The sequence below is a fragment of the Hymenobacter sp. B81 genome, from assembly GCF_044628455.1.
In the GTDB taxonomy this organism is placed as follows: Bacteria; Bacteroidota; Bacteroidia; order Cytophagales; family Hymenobacteraceae; genus Solirubrum.
Genome location: NZ_JBIYZW010000002.1, coordinates 1,057,476 through 1,072,840, shown reverse-complemented (window position 1 = coordinate 1,072,840; position 15,365 = coordinate 1,057,476). Strand labels below are relative to the sequence as shown.

The following is a 15,365-nucleotide window of genomic DNA, read 5'->3' as shown; positions in this document are numbered from 1 at the left end:
AGGCCAGCAAAAAAGGCCCGCGCTACAATAGCGCGGGCCTTTTTTGCTGGCGAACCAGTCTTCGTGAACTGTCCGGCTGATCGGGATCTAGTGCGGGTTCAAACTGACTAGTCTTTCACTTTGCGCTGGCCGTCGTCGGCGTCGCGCTTCACCTTGGTGCCGTTGGGGTACTCGATTTTCCGGTCGCCGTCCTTGTCTACTTTCACCACGGTGCCGTTGGCGTACTCCACCTTGGTGCCGCTGCCGTCTTTTTTGTACTTGACGATGGCCGGGCCGCGACGGCGGGGCGTGGTGCCGTTGGCCGTGGCGCGGGCGTCGGCCTCGGAGGCTTCCTCGGCGTCGGCGTAGCCGTAGTAGCGGGCCCGGTTGGTTTCGTAGGTGCGGTAGCGGGTGTCGTCGTTGATGACGGTGCGCACCTCGCGGTCGGTGTCGGCGTCTACCTGTCGGATGGCGGCGTAGCGGCCGGTGGTGTCGGTGGTGTACTGGCTTTCCAGTTCGCCCACGCGGCGGGCGCGGGTGTAGTACACGGTGCGCAGGCGGCGGGTCTGGGTGGTGTCGGTCAGGCTGAGGTCGGTGGCCACCATATCGGCGGTGCGGTTGGCCTCATCCTGGTACACGGTCATATCCGCGTCGTCGTCGATGACCACGGCCGTGTCGGCCGCGGGCGTGGTGGCCGCGTCCACGGCCGCCGATTTGTCCTGCTGGCACGAAGCCAGGGCCAGGGCGGCCGCTACGGGCAGGAACAGCAGCTTATTTTTCATGGGAAGGAGTAGCAAGGGGTGCAACATAGCGCGCGGCGAATACCGCGCCGTTGGCCGCTTTACGGCGGAGCTTGCGGCGTGGTTGCCGCCCCCGGCCGCCGTAATGCCCACTCCAAACCCACGGCCGGCACTACTTAGCGGCGCGGCGGCACCACGATGATGTCGCCGCTGTCGACGGCGCCCTGGCCCACGGCGCGGGAACGGTGGCCGCGCAGCAGCTGGAAGCGGCGGAAGTAGGCCGGCAGGCCCTCGGCGTTGAGCTCGGCGGCGGTGCGCAGCTCGTAGTGCAGGTGCGGAAAGTAGGAGCTGCCCGACGAGCCCACGCGGGCCAACGGCTGGTCGGCGCGCACTTGGTCGCCCACCTTCACCAGCAGGCTATTTTGGCGCAGGTGGCCCAGCACGCTGAACTCGCCCTGGCCGTGGTCGAGCACCAGGTAGTTGCCGTAGAGCAGCAGCGGGTCCTTGCCGACCAGGTCGCGGGGGTCGAAGTAGTCCTGGCCGTTGTCGTTGTCGGGCTGCCGGGCGTAGGCGGCCACTACGCGGCCGGCGGCGGGAGCGTACACCGGCTGCTCGTAGCCGGGGTACTGGGCGTTCTGCTTTCCGTCGCCGCGGTGCATTTCGCCCTGCTCGTTTACCACCACGAAGTCGTGGGCGTAGCGCATGAAGTTGCGGCGGATGCCCACCTGCTGGGCCACGGGGTGGTAGTAGTCGAGGCGGCGGTGGTGGGCGTTTTCGTCGTGGCCGTCCCACACCAGCAGGCGGCCGCTCAGGGGCACGCGCAGGGCGGCCCGGGGCTGGTAGCGCCGGGGCTGCACCTCCACGGTGTGGCTGACGGTAGTGCGGCGGGCGTCGCGAAACTCGAACGCGTAGCGCAGCCGGCCCACTGCCACGTCGGGCGGGAAGTAGTCGAAGGGATTGAAGACCAGGGCCGGCTGGCCGGGCGCGAATACCCGGTGCGAGACGATGCTGATGGAGGGACTGAAGCCGTTGTTGTCGATGAACTTGCGCAGCACCAGCGCCCCGCCGGGGTCGAATACCGACACCTCCACCTTTTGCAGCCAGAGCGAGTCGGCCCCGGCCTGCACGGCGAAGTCGAAGTTGAGGTGGGAGCCCGCGCGCTCTTCCAGCCACACCTGGGCCGGGGCAACGGTAATGGTAACGGCCGGCGGCGCGGCGGCCAGTTGCAGGGCCAGAAGCAGGGACAGCATGGCAAGGCGGGTTGAGGGTTGTGCAGGGTCAGATGCCCACCGCGCCCGCGGCGTTGCCTGCCCGGCCGTTCGGCGCGCTACTTCTGCGTTTCGTCCAGTTTCTTGCTCCGGCGTTCCGCGCCCGGGCAGGTGGCTTCCCGTATACCCACCGTATAGGCACTGTATAGGCCGGCCGAAAGGGGTGCCGCGGAATAGTGCCAAATCCCGGAGCCACTTCCGTCCCGCTTCCCTGCCGCCGTACGGCGGGCGTCCTTGCCCCACCGGCCGGCCTTCGTAGCTTCGCCGGCGCTTTTCTGCCCGCCGCGCCGCCATGAAATACCTGCTCCCGAGTTTGCTGCTGGGCCTGCTGGCCTGCTCGTCCGACCCCAGACCCGAGGCGGCTACCGCGCCCGCGCTACCCGTCCCCAGTGCTCCGCCGGCAGCTTCCGCCGCCGAGCCGGCCGCTAACTTCCCCGAGCTGGTGCCGGGCGTCTACGAGGTGTCGGATTCGACCGTGTGCGCGCTGGCCATTACCATCGAGCGGCAGGGCCGGGGCTACACTTTCGCCAGCGGCGAGGTGCGCGGCCGGCTCCGGGTAGAGCGGGAAGCCGAGCGGGTGCTGCTCACCTTCGAGGGCTGGCAGGCCGCCGAGCCGGGCCGGCGGGCCCACGCGGCCGACAGCGGCTACATCGGGGGCGAGTACGAGCCGGAGCGCATCCTGCTGCAGAACTACGGCAACTCGATGAACGAGTACACCCTGCTGCCGAACTGCGACGCCAAGTTTCTGACCCTGGAAAAAGTGCGCTAGGCCCGCGGCCTTACGCCCGCGCCCTGTGGGCGTACCTTTGTGCGGGGCCGCCGGGCGGTGGCCCGCTTACCCCGCTCGCGCATGGCTCACCGGCACTTTCTTCTGCATAAGCCCTACGGCTACCTTAGTCAGTTCGTGAGCGACGACGCGCGGGAAAGCCGCAAAAAGCGCTTCCTGGGCGAGCTGTACGATTTTCCAGCCGGCACCATGGCCGTGGGTCGCCTCGACGAGGCCAGCGAGGGGCTGCTGCTGCTGACCACCGACGGGGTGCTGAGCGAGCGGGTGCGCAGCCGCGGCGTGGAAAAGCAGTACTACGCCCAGGTCGACGGTCGGCTCACCGACGAGGCCCTGGTCCGGCTGCGCGAGGGCGTGGAAATTGGCCTGCGCGACGTGAAGTACACCACCGCCCCCTGCCAGGCGCAGCGGCTGGCCGCGGCCCCCGATTTGCCCCCGCGCAGCCGCCCCATCCGCGACGAGCGGCATGGGCCCACCAGCTGGGTTTCCATTACCCTCACCGAGGGCAAGTTCCGCCAGATCCGCAAGATGACGGCGGCGGTGGGCTTTCCCACCCTGCGCCTTGTGCGCGTGCGCGTGGGCAGCCTGCAGCTGCTCGACCTGCCCCCGGGTGCGGTGCGCGAGGTGGCCGGCTTCGGGCTGTCCGCCCCCGGCAACGCGGCGGCTCCCGAATTCGTTGATAATGCGGCAGCCGGCGCCGCCGAAGTTCTCGTACCTTCGCCGTAATCCAACCATCGGTTCAGAACGCTTAACTTCACGTAGCACCGACCGACGTAACGATTAAGCACACCCGAACACTATGGCAAGATCACAGGGCACCTTTGGCAAAAAGGAGAACGAGAAGAAACGACTAAAGAAGCGCAACGACAAAGCCGACAAGAAGGAGGAGCGCCAGGCCAATGCCAAGAAAGGGCAGAGCCTGGAGGATATGCTCGCCTACGTCGACGAGAACGGCAACATTTCGGCCACCCCGCCCGACCCCACCAAGAAAAAGGAAATCAACGCCGAGGAAATCCAGATCAACATTCTGCGGCGCGAGGACATGGAGGAAGAGGACGCCGTGCGCCGCGGCACCGTTACGTTCTTCAACGACTCGAAGGGCTACGGCTTCATCAAGGACGCGCAAACCCAGGAAAGCATTTTCGTGCACGCCAACGGGCTCATCGACAAGATTACCGAAAACGACAAGGTGACTTTCGAGGTGGAGATGGGCCACAAGGGCCCCACCGCCGTGAGCGTCCGCATCGAGAAGGCGCCGCCCGTCGCTTAAGCGCCGCGTCGTCTGCTTCGCTTAACCAGGCGCCGCTCCTTTCGGGGCGGCGCTTTTTTGCGTGGCTGCTTGTTGATTGTTCATCCTTGCGGCTTGGAACGGACAACTATCAACTGACAACTGATAGCTTATCACTCACATCATTGGGCGGTTGCGCGGCCGGGCAGCGCGGAGTTAAATTTGTAGCAGTAGCCCCCTGGTAGTCAGCGGCTCCGCCCCTCTTCCTTCTGCTTTTCCCGCCCATGATTGCCGCCGACCGGTTTGCCAGGCTGCGCCAGTGCGCCTCCGACCCCAACGCCTACGCCGCCCTGCAGCCCGGTCTGCGCTACTTCGACCACCCCGCGGGCTTCGTGGCCTACCGCCGCACCCTGGCCGGCAACGTGGTGCTGGGCGACCCCGTGGCCGAGCCCGCGCAGGCGTCCGTGCTGCTGAGCGCCTTTCTGCAGGCCCACCCCGGCAGCGTGTTCGGTTACCTGAGCGAAACCGGCGCCGCGGCCCTGGCCCAGGCCAGCGGCCGGCGCATGCGCTTCGTGCGCATCGGCACCGAGCGCTGCCTCGATTTAACCCAGCCGCTGAGCTTCTCGGCCTCGACCCAGGGGGCGCTGAAAAAAGCCCGCAAGGCCCGCCTGCAGGTGACCGAGCGCAACCTGAGCGAGCTGGGTGCCGCCGACCTGGCCCAGCTGCGCGCCATCAACGCGGAGTTTATCCGCCTTTCGCCCTCCAAAAAGGAAATCGGCTTTATCTCGCGGCTGCTGCAGCTGGCGCCCGAGCCCGACGTGCGCTTCTTCGTAATTGAAGCCGCCGCCACGCCCATCGGCTTCTGCGTGCTCGACCCCTGGTACGAGGGCGCCCAGCTTAAGGGCTACCAGCTGCACCAGTTCCGGCTGCTGCCCACCAAAATCTGGGGCGTATTTCTCTCGGTGGTGGCCTTGCTGGCCGAACAGCTGCGGGCCGAGGGCTACCGCTGCCTCTCGCTGGGCGGCTGCATCGGCCCCATCAGCCCCGGCGAGCAGGCCCTGCCGGTTTCGGGGGTGTACGACTACTGCCGCGACCTGACTTTCCGGCTGATCGACCGCTACCACCCGCTCACCAACCTGTCGAAAAACAAGTTCGAGTTTGCCGGCACCGACCTGAACCGCTACCTGGCCGCCCCGCACCGCCTGCCGCTGATTCCGCTGGCGCGCCTGGCTCGGGCCAACAACATTCTGTAGCGGCCGCATTATCGGCAACCGGCCGTTAATTTTGGGTTTGCTTCACCCAAACTTTCGGCTTGATGCCTGCTTTTCACTTGCTGCGGCTGTTCCTGCGGCCTCTCTTCCTAGGTGTGTTCGGGGCAGTAGCCCTTGCGGCCTGCGCCCCGGCCGTCAAGCTGCAGTCAACCCAGCGCCTGCCGCCCATTGCGGCTCAGGAAGCCTTTCTGGTCCTGAAAGAGGGCGAAGTATTCGACGTGCAGGGGCAGGAGTTGGGCGACATCCGCATCAAGGATACCGGCTTCACGCTGAGCTGCAACTACGATAAAGTGGTAGCCCTGGCCGTGACGCGGGCCCGGCAAATGGGCGCCAACGTACTCTGGATCTACGAGCACCGCCTGCCTAGCACCCGCAGCACCTGCCACCAGATCCGGGCCAAGGCCATGCGCGTGCCCGATGTGACGGTGTACGAAAAGGAAATCGTGTGGACCCCTGAACGGCGGCTGAAGCAGTCCGACTTCAAAGCCAGCACCAAGAACCGGCCCTTCGCCGCGGCCACCAACTCCAGCATGCGCTACCGCTACGACGCCACACTTTTCGGCCCGGTAAACGTGCGCATTGAAACCTACTTTGACTGCGGGACTTCCTATTTTAAACCCTCGGAGCAGGCCCGCACCTTGCTGGCCCACGAGCAGTTGCACTTCGACATCACCGAACTCTTTGCCCGTCGCCTGGCCAGGCAGCTTCAGCAGGAAGTAAGCACCGTGCAGGAGTTTGAGCAAAAGCACGAGGCCATTATGCGCCAGGTTTCCCTGGAGTGGCACGCCATGCAGGACCAGTACGACAGCGAGGTGTACGCCGACCCGAATAAGCAGCCGGGCTGGCAGCAGCGCGTTGCCCAGGACATGAACGCCCTGCAGGACTACGCCCACAAGTCGCTTCAACTCAGCCGCTAGCTCGCAGGAGAGTTTCCTCGACCACTCAGCTAAGCTCAGCCGGTTACAGCAGCAGCACGTCGATGCGGTGGGCGTGCACCATCTGCTGGGTTTCCGACCAGGCGAAAACGGTGAAAAAGCCATCCTGCGAGGCCACCAGGGCCAGGGCGTCGCGCTGATCGTGCACGAACTGGGCGGCGGCCAGGTGGCGGGTGCCGCCGTTCTGGGCCGGGTGCAGGTAGCGCGCCACGCTGTCGACCACCGGCTCGGTTACCACCAGCTGATCGACGGGCACGCTGTGGGCGGCGCGGGCCACCTTTACCCCAAAGGCCAGCAGGTGGTAGTCGTGGGTGATGACGGTGGCGCCGTCGACCGCCGTGAAGCCGCCCACGATGCCAATGGCGCGCTGAATTTCCTCGCGCCACTGCCAGCGGGCCTGGGCCAGCTGCCGGCCCTCGGCAATGCCGGTGTAGGCCGGCTGCACGGGGTAGGTCATGGGCTGCACGACGGAGGCCAGCCACTGCGTGGAGTTGGGAGGTACCAGCAGCACCAGCCCGCCGCGGCCGTGGGCACGCATGGCGGCGGCCAAATCGACCAGCACGTTGTCGGCCTCGCCCCGCGCATCCACGCGCCCGGGCAGAAAGCGCTGCAGCCCGGGGCAGTCAACCACGGCCGCGTTATCGGCATCGACCAGCTGCAGCTGGTCGCCGCGCAGAATGGCCACGTTCACGAACTTGCCGAAGCCGTCGGCGCGACGGTGCTTGGCCACCAGCAAACCGGGCTCGACCACCTCCAGCACCAGGCACAGGGGCGGAATGCCGGTGGCCGTGCCCCACACGTAGAGGCCCTCGTCGTCGTGCCACACGCCCAGGTGAATGCCGGGCTGCACCACGGCCGGGGCCAGCTTGAGCAGGTTGTAGGGCATGAGGCGGCGTTTCCCGAACAGCACCGGCTGGGTGGCCTGCCCGGGCGGCAGCCAGGCCAGGGAAATGCGCGGGGCCTGGCCCTCCTCGCGGCGCAGGCTGGCCCAGAACGCGGCGTCAATCATCACCTCGACTACCGCCGCGGGCGGGGCCGGCGCCAGCTGACTGAGCGCCTCGGCCGGGGCAGCCAGCCGCTGCCCGGCCAGGTGCTTTTCGATCATGGGCGCCACCATGCGGGCCGCCAGGTAGGTGGGTTCGGAGAGCATAGCGGAAAAGTACGCAGTAAGCGTTTCCGAAGATGGTGGAGCCACGCCGGCGCTGTCGCAAATGCCCCGCGAATTGTCGCATTCAGCCACCTTGGGGCCGGCCATATGCTAATATATTTGGCATACACTTTCCAACCATACTAGTCATGGCAACCAACATCTTCGTCAACCTGCCGGTGCAGGACCTGAACGCTTCCGTGGCGTTTTTCACCCAGCTGGGCTTCCGCTTCAACCAGCAGTTTACCGATGAAAACGCGGCCTGCATGGTGGTCAGCGACACCATCTACGTGATGCTGCTGGTGAAGCCCTTCTTCCAGAACTTCACCGACAAGCAACTGGCCGACGCGCGCACCAGCACCGAGGTGATTGTGTGCCTCTCGGCCGACAGCCGCGAGGAAGTGGACCGGCTGGCCGACGCCGCGCTGGCCGCCGGCGCCCGGCCCTCCAAGCCCCTGCAGGAGCATGAGTGCATGCACGCCCGCAACTTCCAGGACCTCGACGGCCACCTCTGGGAAGTGATGTACATGGACATGAGCGCCGTGCCCCAGCCAGAGCCGGCAGCCGCCAGCGCGGAGTAGCCGGGGTTGCGGCAACGCCGGGGCCGAATGCCCCTCCTACCGGCTTTCGGAGGGCAATCAGGCAGCGCCCAAAACACCCGTGCCCGCCCGGCACCCAGCCAGCTGGCTGGGTGCCGGGCGGGCACGGCAATGCCGCCACCGGACAGAAAAATACCCGGGGCGGCGGCAACTGGATAGACTGCTCAGGCGGTTAGCGCACTACGAAGCCTTTTTCTTCCCAGGCTTTCACGTTCTGGGTACGCACGAAGCGGGTTTCGATGTGGCCCCAGGCATCTTGCTTGTACATCACGGTCTTGCCCTGCTCACGTACTTGCAGGGCCTGCATGTGCTCGGCGTGCGAGAGGGTAACGGTGGGTGCCGATTCGGCTTTGCTCGCGCGGGGGCGTCTGGAAGGAGTTGACATAGTGCTCTAACCGCTGAGCGGCCTAAAAGGGTCGGATTTGGGGCAATTAAGGTCGGCTTTTTTTTCCGGGCACCATTTTCGGGCCGGGACCGCGTAGCTCGGGCGGCGCGAAGGCCGCGCCACAATCACCGTTCAGCGCCGGGAATCGAGGTTTTGCGGGCCGGGGTTACTGTTTCCACTTGCGGGCGATGTTGCGGGCGGTTTCCAGCATGTGCGGCTCCCAGTGCTCGATCTGCCAGTCGGAGCAAGCCAGCGGGGAGGCCTGCAGCTGCTGCCAGGCAGCCGCGTAGGACGGGGCCGTTTCCAGGATGCGGGCGAGCTGCCGCTGCTGCTCGTGCAGGCCGGCATCTTCGGCGGCGGGGCCGCTGGGGCCGGCCGCGGGCGGCTGAAAGGCGCCGGGCTGGTGGGCGGGCCGGCCGGCGCGGTGCTGCTCGACCAGCGTGCGCATGCGCTGGAAGTCGTGGCGGAACCGGGCCTGGCTTTCGGCGGTGGCCAGGCCGCTGCCCAGCTGCTCGAGCACCACGTACTTCAGCCGGGGACAGCGGGGCAGGGTTTGCACCAATAGCTCAAACACTTCTTCGGGCACGGCCTCGTCGTGGGTGTCGCGGCGGATGCGGCGGGTGGGCAGCAGGGGCGAATCGTCCCAGCTGCCGCCGGAAATGTGGATTTCGCGCACCCGATCGAGGGGGTAGCGGGCAATCAGCTCGTCGTAGGGGACGGCGAAGTTGTGGAGCTGGCAGTAGAGGTTGTGCAGGTCGAGGATGAGGAAGCCGTTGACGGGCCGCAGCAGCTCGTCGAGGAACTCGCCGTGGCGCTGCACTTCGTCGAGGGAATAGGCAAAGGCCAGGTTTTCGAGGCCCACGGGGCAGCGGGCGGCGTCGGCCAGGCGCCGGAGCCGGTCTTGCCCGATGCGCAGGGCGCGGGCGGAGTAGGGCACCGGCAGCGGGGCGCCGTGGTGAAAGTTCTGCCCGGTGAAAAAGCCGAAGTGCTCGGTCACGTGGTCGAAGCGAAACTTGGTGGCGGCCCGCCGCAGCTGCCCCAGCCACTGCTGCTGCTCGGCGCTCCAGCGGCCCGACAGCAACGAGAAGAACACGCCGTGGCCCACCAGCCGGCCGGCCTCGCCGTAGGCGTGCAGCAGGTTGGTGAACCAGGCGGGCACTTGCTCGTGCGCGTACAGGGCGTCGAACGACCACTCCAGGGCTTCTACCTGCCCGGCTTCGAGCAGCGGGTAGGTGGCGGCCAGGATGTGGGCGTCGAGGTTGCAGGCGACGGTGGCGCAGATGGTGGGGGCAGCTTCCATGCCGGGGCGCGGGGCTTAGCCCATGCCGCAGGCGGGGCAGCCCTCGGGGCCTTTGCTGCTGCCTTTGCCCTGGTCGCCCTGCTCGCCTTTGGGGGCGGGGGCGTCTTTCTTGTCGCAGCTGGTGGTGTGCACGGTGAGGCCGATGAGCACGGCGCCGAGCACGGCTTTGGGCAGTTTCATAGCGGGGAAATGGTTTGGGTACGGGAGGAAATTTCAGCTAAGCGAGTCCCGGACGGGCGCCGGGGTTGCATGGGCGGTTTCAACTTCGGTGCCAGACGGTCGCAAAACGCCCGCTGATTGTCGCAGGGGGCCTGCGGCGGGTGGGGGCGGCGCCGCTATCTTGGCCCACTGACAACTTCCCCTGATTATGCGCAAACTCAAGCTTCAGATGCAGATGACCGCCGACGGATTTGTGGCGGGCCCCAACGGTGAACTGGACTGGATGGCTTGTCCCTGGACCGCCGACCTGGAACAATACGTGACGGCCCTCACCGAGCCGGTGGATACCATTGTGCTGGGCCGGCAGCTGGCCGAGGGCTTTATTCCGCACTGGGCCGCGGTGGCGGCCGACCCGGCCCACGAGGAGCACTGGGCCGGCCGCACGTTCACCGACACGCCCAAGGTGGTGTTCAGCCGCCGCCTGACGGCCTCGCCCTGGCCCAATACGGTGCTGGCAAAGGGCGATTTGGTGACGGAAATCACGGAGCTGAAAAGCCAGCCGGGCCAGGACCTCATCACCTACGGCGGCGTGAGCCTGGCGGCCTCGCTGGTGCAACACGGCCTGGTCGACGAGCTGCACCTGTTCGTGAACCCGACGGCCATCGGCCGGGGAAGGTCCATTTTTGCGGAGCTGACGGCCCACCAGCCCCTGACGCTGGTGCAGGCCACCGCGTTCGACTGCGGCATAGTGGGGCTGCACTACGCACCCCGGCGCGGGTAGCCGGGCCGGGGGGGGTGGGGCAACATTCGCCGCCGCCGGTGGTTGTGCTGACGGCTGGCCCGGGCCTGGGCCCGGCCAGCCGTTTCCCCTTACCCGTTCCTACTGCCTTGAAACTTCTGCTCACCTGCCTGCTGGCGCTGCTGCCCTTGTTGGGCCGGGCCCAGTCCTCTGCGTACCAGCTCAGCACCCACATTCTCAACATCAGCACCGGCGCGCCGGCCCCCGGCGTGACGGTGCGCCTCGCCAAGCTTGACCCCGCCAAGCAAACCTGGGCCACCGTGGGCGAGAAACAGACCGACGCCGCCGGCCGGGTGGGCGATTTTCTGCCCGCCCGCGGCCCGGCCGGCAGCCCGGGCATCTACAAGCTCACTTTCCTGACGCAGCCCTACTTCGCGGCCCAGCAACAGCCCTCGTTTTATCCCTACATCGAGGTGGTGTTTGAGATAAAAGACGGCGCCCACTACCACGTGCCCATCACGCTTTCGCCCTTCGGTTACTCCACCTACCGGGGCAGCTGAGGCGCGGCTACCGGCCCCGCAGCATGTGGGGCTGGGACGTTGCGGGTCGCCGGGAGGCGACAGCGCCGTACGCCGTCAGGAAGCTGGTTGCTGCGGCCCCGGCTCGTTGTTTAAACCGTCGTCCTGAGCAACGCGAAGGACCTTACCACGTCAGAACGACTCGTTCACGCGGGGTAAGGTCCTTCGCGTTGCTCAGGATGACAGATAACATTGTCGCGTCACCTATGTCTCAGGATGACGGGCAAGTTTGGCGGGCGCATCAGTTATGCCGCTCACCATGACATACGAGCTGGGCGCATCGACCACGGCGCGGGGCGGGGCTTTTACAGCTGCGACTTCACCACTACCTGGCTGCGCAGCCAGATGCGGGCTTCGGCCTCGGTGCTGAAGTGGTGGAAAGTGGGGGCGCGGGGCCAGTCGAGCAGCTGCGGGTCGAGGCGGTTCAGCCAGGCCATAGTTTCGGGGGGGCTGATGAGGGCGGCGTAGCGGTAGTTGCCCTGCATGACGGCGCGGGGCAGCCAGTGGGTGGCCACCCAGTGCTGCTCGTCGGGGCCTGATGGGGTTGATGCGCAGGTGGTCGACCAGGGCCTTGCCGGTGCCCAGGGCGCGGATGACGCGCAGCAGGGCGTTCATGGCTTCCTGGTAGTCGGCGAGGCGGCGCGGACCGGGAAACCAGCGCATGTAGGCGAAGCCCTCGGGGTCGGCCCACACTTCGGCCACGGCGTTGGCGAAGCGCGGGGAGTCGGGAGCGGCGGGCATAGGCAAGCGGCGGTGCGGTAGGTTGGGCGCGGGCAACGGGGACGTGTACGGGTGGAAGCGGCGCGGGGGTGGCCGACGCCGGGACGGTGGGGACAAGGGACAGCCGCCCATTTTTACCTCAACGGGCCTTCGAACCGGGTTGGCTGTTTGTTGTATATTTTTTCATTTCAAAAAAATATACAACAAAGGTGACGCAGATTTTGTTGTATATTTTTTCGTTTTCCCAAAATATACAACAAGCCCATGCCCCGCCGCGCCCTGCCTTCTCCCCACCTCCTGGCTCGCATCCGCACCTGGTTTGGCTTGCGGCAAAGCGACCTGGCCCTGTACCTGGGCATCACTCAGCAGCTGGCGCAGGGCATCGAGGCCGGCCGGCGCCGCCTCACCACGGCCGTGGGCGAGGCCCTGCTGCCCCTGGCCCGGCAGCTGCCTCCATCGGCCGACCTGCTCGAAGCGCCCCTACCCACCACCCTGCCCGCGGGTACCCCACCACCCGATGCAGCCGAGCTGGATTTTCGCCGCCGCGTGTGCCAGCAGCGGGCCGGCCGGCTGCGGGCCGAGGCCGACGGGCTGCGGCGCCAGGCCCACTACGCCCACCGCTGGGCCCAGGCCCAACCGGCCCTGCAGCCGCCCCCCGACGCGGCCGACCCCGAGCGGGCCGCCTGGCTTACCGGCTGGCTTGAGCGCCGCGCCCGTCCGCTGTCGGTGCCCGATGCTACGCGCTACCACTTGCTGCTGGCCCAGGCCCGCGCCCTCGAAGCCGAAGCCGCTGCCCTGGCCGAGCTGCGGCCCGCTGCCCAGCCTGCTATATAAAAATATTATAGTCTTTTATTTGTTTATTCATAACAAAGGAGATATTAGGGTACACTTTAACCTTCAAACCCTTACCACAATGCCTCCCAAGTATTCCGCCCTCACCGACCATGGGCTGTGTGACAAGGCTACGGCCGAAATCGACTTTGTACTGCTTACCCACTCGGCCCGCGACGTGAACAGCGACCTGGCCGACCAGCGCACCGAGCGCAGCCAGACCAGCACGGCGCGGCAGCTGGCCGAAGTCGACGGCAAAATTGCCCGCGTCGACAAACTGCTGGAAATGCCCGACCTCGACCCGCAGATCCTCGAAGACTACACCGACGAGCGGGCGGCGCTGCTGGTGCAGCGCAAGAAGCTGGTGAAGCGCGCCCGCCAGGCCGCCGGCCTCAACGAGTTTATGGCCGACGTGGAAGACGAGCAAACCGCCGCCAACGTGGCCCTGCTCACCGCCATCAAAGCCGGCATTGCCGCCCACCGCGCTACCCTGCCGTCCTAGGCCCGCGCCGAAGCCGGAACCCGGAGCCGCCCGCCACCTTGTGGCGGGCGGCTTTTTTGGTGGTCATTGCCAGGGCGGCGTACACCTAACCGGGCGTTATTTTGCGCCACAGTACACCAACCGGCTTCCCCATGCGGCTGCAACAGNGGTAGTAAATGAGGGTGGTTTATATGCTGCTTACAATCACAAGGAGATTAATGCATCTGGGTATCATATTCAATACAGAGGTTTATACGACAAAGCAGTATTTATTAGCGCGGAATATTATCAGTATTAAGAGTGTATTTGGGTTTTGTCGAAGTTCCTCTAGAACGTCATGCTGAGCTTGTCGAAGCATCTCTACCGCTTCGTTGAAGTCTACCAGACAAAGCGGTAGAGATGCTTCGACAAGCTCAGCATGACGTTCTAGAGGAACTTCGACAAAACCCAAATACACTCTTAATACTGATAATATTCCGCGCTAATAAATACTGCTTTGTCGTATAAACCTCTGTATTGAATATGATACCCAGATGCATTAATCTCCTTGTGATTGTAAGCAGCATATAAACCACCCTCATTTACTACCGAATGAAGCAAGTTGCTGAATATAAAATCTAATCTCATCAACACCGGTATTGACTGAGTGGAGGAAATTTTGATAAACCGATTACTATTCTTTATCAAAGTCGAAAGATCATTTCGAGAATCTTTGTAGTAGCTAACAAGAATGCTCGTTGTGTCATCTCGATGGGAAATAATGCAGTATGCGGGTAATTTATGTTTGACATTTCCTGCTTTTACATATTTAATAATATACTCCTTTACAAAAGCCGGAACAAAATAATAGATTGAATCTTGACTTTGAGCAAATGAATTACTGTTCGACAACAGTAAAAAGAACACGATGCTTAATATTTTACGCCATTTATTCAACAATCCCGATTCTTGTTTCAAGCGCATGCCGAAGGATTTGGGTATTTCAGAATGCTTTGCCATTTTGGTCAACTTTGGGTATATTCTCAGAATCTCCTACGTTTGAGCAGCGGCTTAAACATTGGACCTTCTACACTCAGAAAGGTACCACCAACATGCAAATGGCTGGCCCGAGGTCGAGCTGGCCGTTGGGCTGGTTGCCTTGCGGGCGGTCTTTGAATGGCCCGGTTCTCGGTCGCGGCCAGGCCAGCGCGCTTCGTGGCTTCGGCATAGGTGGGGCGGCTTAGCTCATGCGGGCAGTGCAGAGGCCGGGCGTACCGGCGGTACTGCCCCGCGGCCTACATCATTATGTGGGCTACTGGCAGGCAGACAGATGCCGGAGCGGCTTTACCTTGCGGCGGTCATTTGCTCCACGTCATGAAAAACCTTCTGCTGCTGCTTGGCGGCCTGCTGCTGAGCCTCGGGGCCGCGGCCCAAGCCAAGCCCGCCGAGCTGCTGCTGCTGGGCACCTTCCACTTTCACAACCCCGGCGCCGACATCGTCAAGACCAAAAGCTTCGACGTGCTGGCGCCCAAGGCCCAGGCCGAGCTGGAGACGATGACCGGCCGCCTGGGCAAGTGGCGCCCCGACAAGGTGTTTGTGGAATGGGACTGGAACAACCAGGCCGAGCTCGACGCGCTCTACCAGCTCTACCTGGGCGGGCAGTACGAGCAGGCCATCGGGGCCAAGTACCCCAAGCCCGGGCAGCGCGACTTCTACCTGAAAAACGAGATTATCCAGCTGGCTTTCCGCACCGCCAAAAAGGCCGGCCTGAAGCGCGTGTACGCCTTCGACTACACCAGGACCACTTTTCCCTTCGACAGCGTGCAAAAGGCCATGCAGCAGGCGCGCCAGGATGCCCTGATGCAGCGCGTAGGCGAAACCCTGAAAAAAGTCGAGGCCGAGCAGAACCGCAAGCTCAGCACCCTCACCCTGACCCAGCTGCTGCTCGACTTCAACGCGCCGGGCAGCATCCGCGAGGACAAGGCCGTGTACCTGGATTTGCTCAACAAGGCCGGCAGCATCGGCAGCTTCGCCGGGCCCTGGCTGGTGTCGGAGTGGTACCGGCGCAACCTGTACATGTACTCGGTAGTGCAGAAAACCGTGGAGCCTGCCGACCAGCGCGTGCTGGTGCTGGCGGGCGCGGCCCACACGGCCATGCTGCGCGAGTTTGCCCAGTTTGACTCGCGCTTCCGGCTCAAGGAGCTGAAGGACGTGATTCAGTAGCGGGGCGCGGGACGGGCGC

General features: G+C 64.8%; 19 protein-coding genes. 11 read left to right on the top strand and 8 right to left on the bottom strand.

Going from position 1 to position 15,365, the window contains the following annotated elements:
* Positions 1-107 precede the first annotated feature (107 nt).
* On the bottom strand, positions 108-761 hold the full coding sequence (locus ACE191_RS15775) for a T-complex 10 C-terminal domain-containing protein (RefSeq protein WP_400193201.1): 654 nt from the start codon (positions 759-761) through the stop codon (positions 108-110).
* 134 nt (positions 762-895) lie between these two features.
* A complete protein-coding gene (locus tag ACE191_RS15770; protein ID WP_400193200.1) occupies positions 896-1,969 on the bottom strand; it encodes a M23 family metallopeptidase in 1,074 nt (357 codons plus the stop codon).
* Positions 1,970-2,279: 310 nt separating this feature from the next.
* On the opposite strand from ACE191_RS15770, the gene ACE191_RS15765 reads away from it, so the two are divergent.
* From ACE191_RS15765 to ACE191_RS15745, 5 genes are all read left to right on the top strand, one after another.
* Positions 2,280-2,756: a hypothetical protein gene (locus ACE191_RS15765; RefSeq protein ID WP_400193199.1), complete on the top strand. Its 477-nt coding sequence runs from the start codon at positions 2,280-2,282 to the stop codon at positions 2,754-2,756.
* Between the two features lie 81 nt (positions 2,757-2,837).
* Positions 2,838-3,497, top strand: coding sequence for a pseudouridine synthase (locus ACE191_RS15760; RefSeq protein WP_400193198.1), 660 nt, complete (start codon positions 2,838-2,840; stop codon positions 3,495-3,497).
* 73 nt (positions 3,498-3,570) lie between these two features.
* Entirely contained in the window at positions 3,571-4,041 is a 471-nt protein-coding gene (locus tag ACE191_RS15755) for a cold-shock protein (RefSeq protein ID WP_400193197.1), read from the top strand.
* Between the two features lie 242 nt (positions 4,042-4,283).
* On the top strand, positions 4,284-5,252 hold the full coding sequence (locus tag ACE191_RS15750) for a phosphatidylglycerol lysyltransferase domain-containing protein (protein ID WP_400193196.1): 969 nt from the start codon (positions 4,284-4,286) through the stop codon (positions 5,250-5,252).
* Positions 5,253-5,314: 62 nt separating this feature from the next.
* Positions 5,315-6,187 carry a hypothetical protein gene (locus tag ACE191_RS15745; RefSeq protein WP_400193195.1) on the top strand — a complete coding sequence of 291 codons (873 nt, stop codon included), beginning with the start codon at positions 5,315-5,317 and terminating at the stop codon, positions 6,185-6,187.
* 43 nt (positions 6,188-6,230) lie between these two features.
* On the opposite strand, the gene ACE191_RS15740 is transcribed toward ACE191_RS15745, so the two are convergent.
* Positions 6,231-7,355 (bottom strand): putative sensor domain DACNV-containing protein, encoded by a 1,125-nt coding sequence (locus ACE191_RS15740; RefSeq protein ID WP_400193194.1) that lies wholly within the window; start codon positions 7,353-7,355, stop codon positions 6,231-6,233.
* A 146-nt stretch (positions 7,356-7,501) separates the two neighbouring features.
* Here ACE191_RS15740 and ACE191_RS15735 point away from each other — a divergent pair, with 146 nt between their 5' ends.
* Positions 7,502-7,933 carry a VOC family protein gene (locus ACE191_RS15735; protein WP_400193193.1) on the top strand — a complete coding sequence of 144 codons (432 nt, stop codon included), beginning with the start codon at positions 7,502-7,504 and terminating at the stop codon, positions 7,931-7,933.
* A 190-nt stretch (positions 7,934-8,123) separates the two neighbouring features.
* Here the strand turns inward: ACE191_RS15735 and ACE191_RS15730 are convergent, their stop codons facing one another.
* From ACE191_RS15730 to ACE191_RS15720, 3 genes are all read right to left on the bottom strand, one after another.
* Positions 8,124-8,336: a hypothetical protein gene (locus ACE191_RS15730; protein ID WP_400193192.1), complete on the bottom strand. Its 213-nt coding sequence runs from the start codon at positions 8,334-8,336 to the stop codon at positions 8,124-8,126.
* Positions 8,337-8,502: 166 nt separating this feature from the next.
* Positions 8,503-9,636 (bottom strand): DUF692 family multinuclear iron-containing protein, encoded by a 1,134-nt coding sequence (locus tag ACE191_RS15725; RefSeq protein ID WP_400193191.1) that lies wholly within the window; start codon positions 9,634-9,636, stop codon positions 8,503-8,505.
* A 15-nt stretch (positions 9,637-9,651) separates the two neighbouring features.
* On the bottom strand, positions 9,652-9,816 hold the full coding sequence (locus ACE191_RS15720; RefSeq protein WP_400193190.1) for a hypothetical protein: 165 nt from the start codon (positions 9,814-9,816) through the stop codon (positions 9,652-9,654).
* Between the two features lie 187 nt (positions 9,817-10,003).
* On the opposite strand from ACE191_RS15720, the gene ACE191_RS15715 reads away from it, so the two are divergent.
* Positions 10,004-10,576 (top strand): dihydrofolate reductase family protein, encoded by a 573-nt coding sequence (locus tag ACE191_RS15715; RefSeq protein ID WP_400193189.1) that lies wholly within the window; start codon positions 10,004-10,006, stop codon positions 10,574-10,576.
* Between the two features lie 107 nt (positions 10,577-10,683).
* Complete coding sequence (gene uraH, locus ACE191_RS15710) at positions 10,684-11,094, top strand: hydroxyisourate hydrolase (protein ID WP_400193188.1); 411 nt, start codon at positions 10,684-10,686, stop codon at positions 11,092-11,094.
* A 323-nt stretch (positions 11,095-11,417) separates the two neighbouring features.
* On the opposite strand, the gene ACE191_RS15705 is transcribed toward uraH, so the two are convergent.
* Positions 11,418-11,627 (bottom strand): hypothetical protein, encoded by a 210-nt coding sequence (locus ACE191_RS15705; protein ID WP_400193187.1) that lies wholly within the window; start codon positions 11,625-11,627, stop codon positions 11,418-11,420.
* A gap of 469 nt (positions 11,628-12,096) precedes the next feature.
* On the opposite strand from ACE191_RS15705, the gene ACE191_RS15700 reads away from it, so the two are divergent.
* Together ACE191_RS15700 and ACE191_RS15695 are read left to right on the top strand one after the other, a co-directional pair.
* On the top strand, positions 12,097-12,666 hold the full coding sequence (locus ACE191_RS15700; protein ID WP_400193186.1) for a helix-turn-helix domain-containing protein: 570 nt from the start codon (positions 12,097-12,099) through the stop codon (positions 12,664-12,666).
* A gap of 79 nt (positions 12,667-12,745) precedes the next feature.
* A complete protein-coding gene (locus tag ACE191_RS15695) occupies positions 12,746-13,165 on the top strand; it encodes a hypothetical protein (RefSeq protein ID WP_400193185.1) in 420 nt (139 codons plus the stop codon).
* Positions 13,166-13,603: 438 nt separating this feature from the next.
* Here the strand turns inward: ACE191_RS15695 and ACE191_RS15690 are convergent, their stop codons facing one another.
* Positions 13,604-14,143, bottom strand: a complete 540-nt coding sequence (locus ACE191_RS15690; protein ID WP_400193184.1) for a hypothetical protein — start codon at positions 14,141-14,143, stop codon at positions 13,604-13,606.
* A gap of 354 nt (positions 14,144-14,497) precedes the next feature.
* On the opposite strand from ACE191_RS15690, the gene ACE191_RS15685 reads away from it, so the two are divergent.
* Complete coding sequence (locus tag ACE191_RS15685; protein ID WP_400193183.1) at positions 14,498-15,346, top strand: DUF5694 domain-containing protein; 849 nt, start codon at positions 14,498-14,500, stop codon at positions 15,344-15,346.
* The last annotated feature ends 19 nt before the right edge of the window (positions 15,347-15,365 follow it).

Bases quoted from the DNA above. Each gene is read 5' to 3' on its own strand.
- ACE191_RS15760 (WP_400193198.1), top strand. From the start codon at position 2,838: ATGGCTCACCGGCACTTTCTTCTGCATAAGCCCTACGGCTACCTTAGT.
- ACE191_RS15730 (WP_400193192.1), bottom strand. From the start codon at position 8,336: ATGTCAACTCCTTCCAGACGCCCCCGCGCGAGCAAAGCCGAATCGGCA.
- ACE191_RS15750 (WP_400193196.1), top strand. From the start codon at position 4,284: ATGATTGCCGCCGACCGGTTTGCCAGGCTGCGCCAGTGCGCCTCCGAC.
- ACE191_RS15745 (WP_400193195.1), top strand. From the start codon at position 5,315: ATGCCTGCTTTTCACTTGCTGCGGCTGTTCCTGCGGCCTCTCTTCCTA.
- ACE191_RS15700 (WP_400193186.1), top strand. From the start codon at position 12,097: ATGCCCCGCCGCGCCCTGCCTTCTCCCCACCTCCTGGCTCGCATCCGC.
- ACE191_RS15690 (WP_400193184.1), bottom strand. From the start codon at position 14,143: ATGGCAAAGCATTCTGAAATACCCAAATCCTTCGGCATGCGCTTGAAA.
- ACE191_RS15720 (WP_400193190.1), bottom strand. From the start codon at position 9,816: ATGAAACTGCCCAAAGCCGTGCTCGGCGCCGTGCTCATCGGCCTCACC.
- ACE191_RS15735 (WP_400193193.1), top strand. From the start codon at position 7,502: ATGGCAACCAACATCTTCGTCAACCTGCCGGTGCAGGACCTGAACGCT.
- ACE191_RS15775 (WP_400193201.1), bottom strand. From the start codon at position 761: ATGAAAAATAAGCTGCTGTTCCTGCCCGTAGCGGCCGCCCTGGCCCTG.
- ACE191_RS15695 (WP_400193185.1), top strand. From the start codon at position 12,746: ATGCCTCCCAAGTATTCCGCCCTCACCGACCATGGGCTGTGTGACAAG.
- ACE191_RS15725 (WP_400193191.1), bottom strand. From the start codon at position 9,636: ATGGAAGCTGCCCCCACCATCTGCGCCACCGTCGCCTGCAACCTCGAC.
- ACE191_RS15740 (WP_400193194.1), bottom strand. From the start codon at position 7,355: ATGCTCTCCGAACCCACCTACCTGGCGGCCCGCATGGTGGCGCCCATG.
- ACE191_RS15685 (WP_400193183.1), top strand. From the start codon at position 14,498: ATGAAAAACCTTCTGCTGCTGCTTGGCGGCCTGCTGCTGAGCCTCGGG.
- ACE191_RS15755 (WP_400193197.1), top strand. From the start codon at position 3,571: ATGGCAAGATCACAGGGCACCTTTGGCAAAAAGGAGAACGAGAAGAAA.
- ACE191_RS15770 (WP_400193200.1), bottom strand. From the start codon at position 1,969: ATGCTGTCCCTGCTTCTGGCCCTGCAACTGGCCGCCGCGCCGCCGGCC.
- ACE191_RS15765 (WP_400193199.1), top strand. From the start codon at position 2,280: ATGAAATACCTGCTCCCGAGTTTGCTGCTGGGCCTGCTGGCCTGCTCG.
- ACE191_RS15715 (WP_400193189.1), top strand. From the start codon at position 10,004: ATGCGCAAACTCAAGCTTCAGATGCAGATGACCGCCGACGGATTTGTG.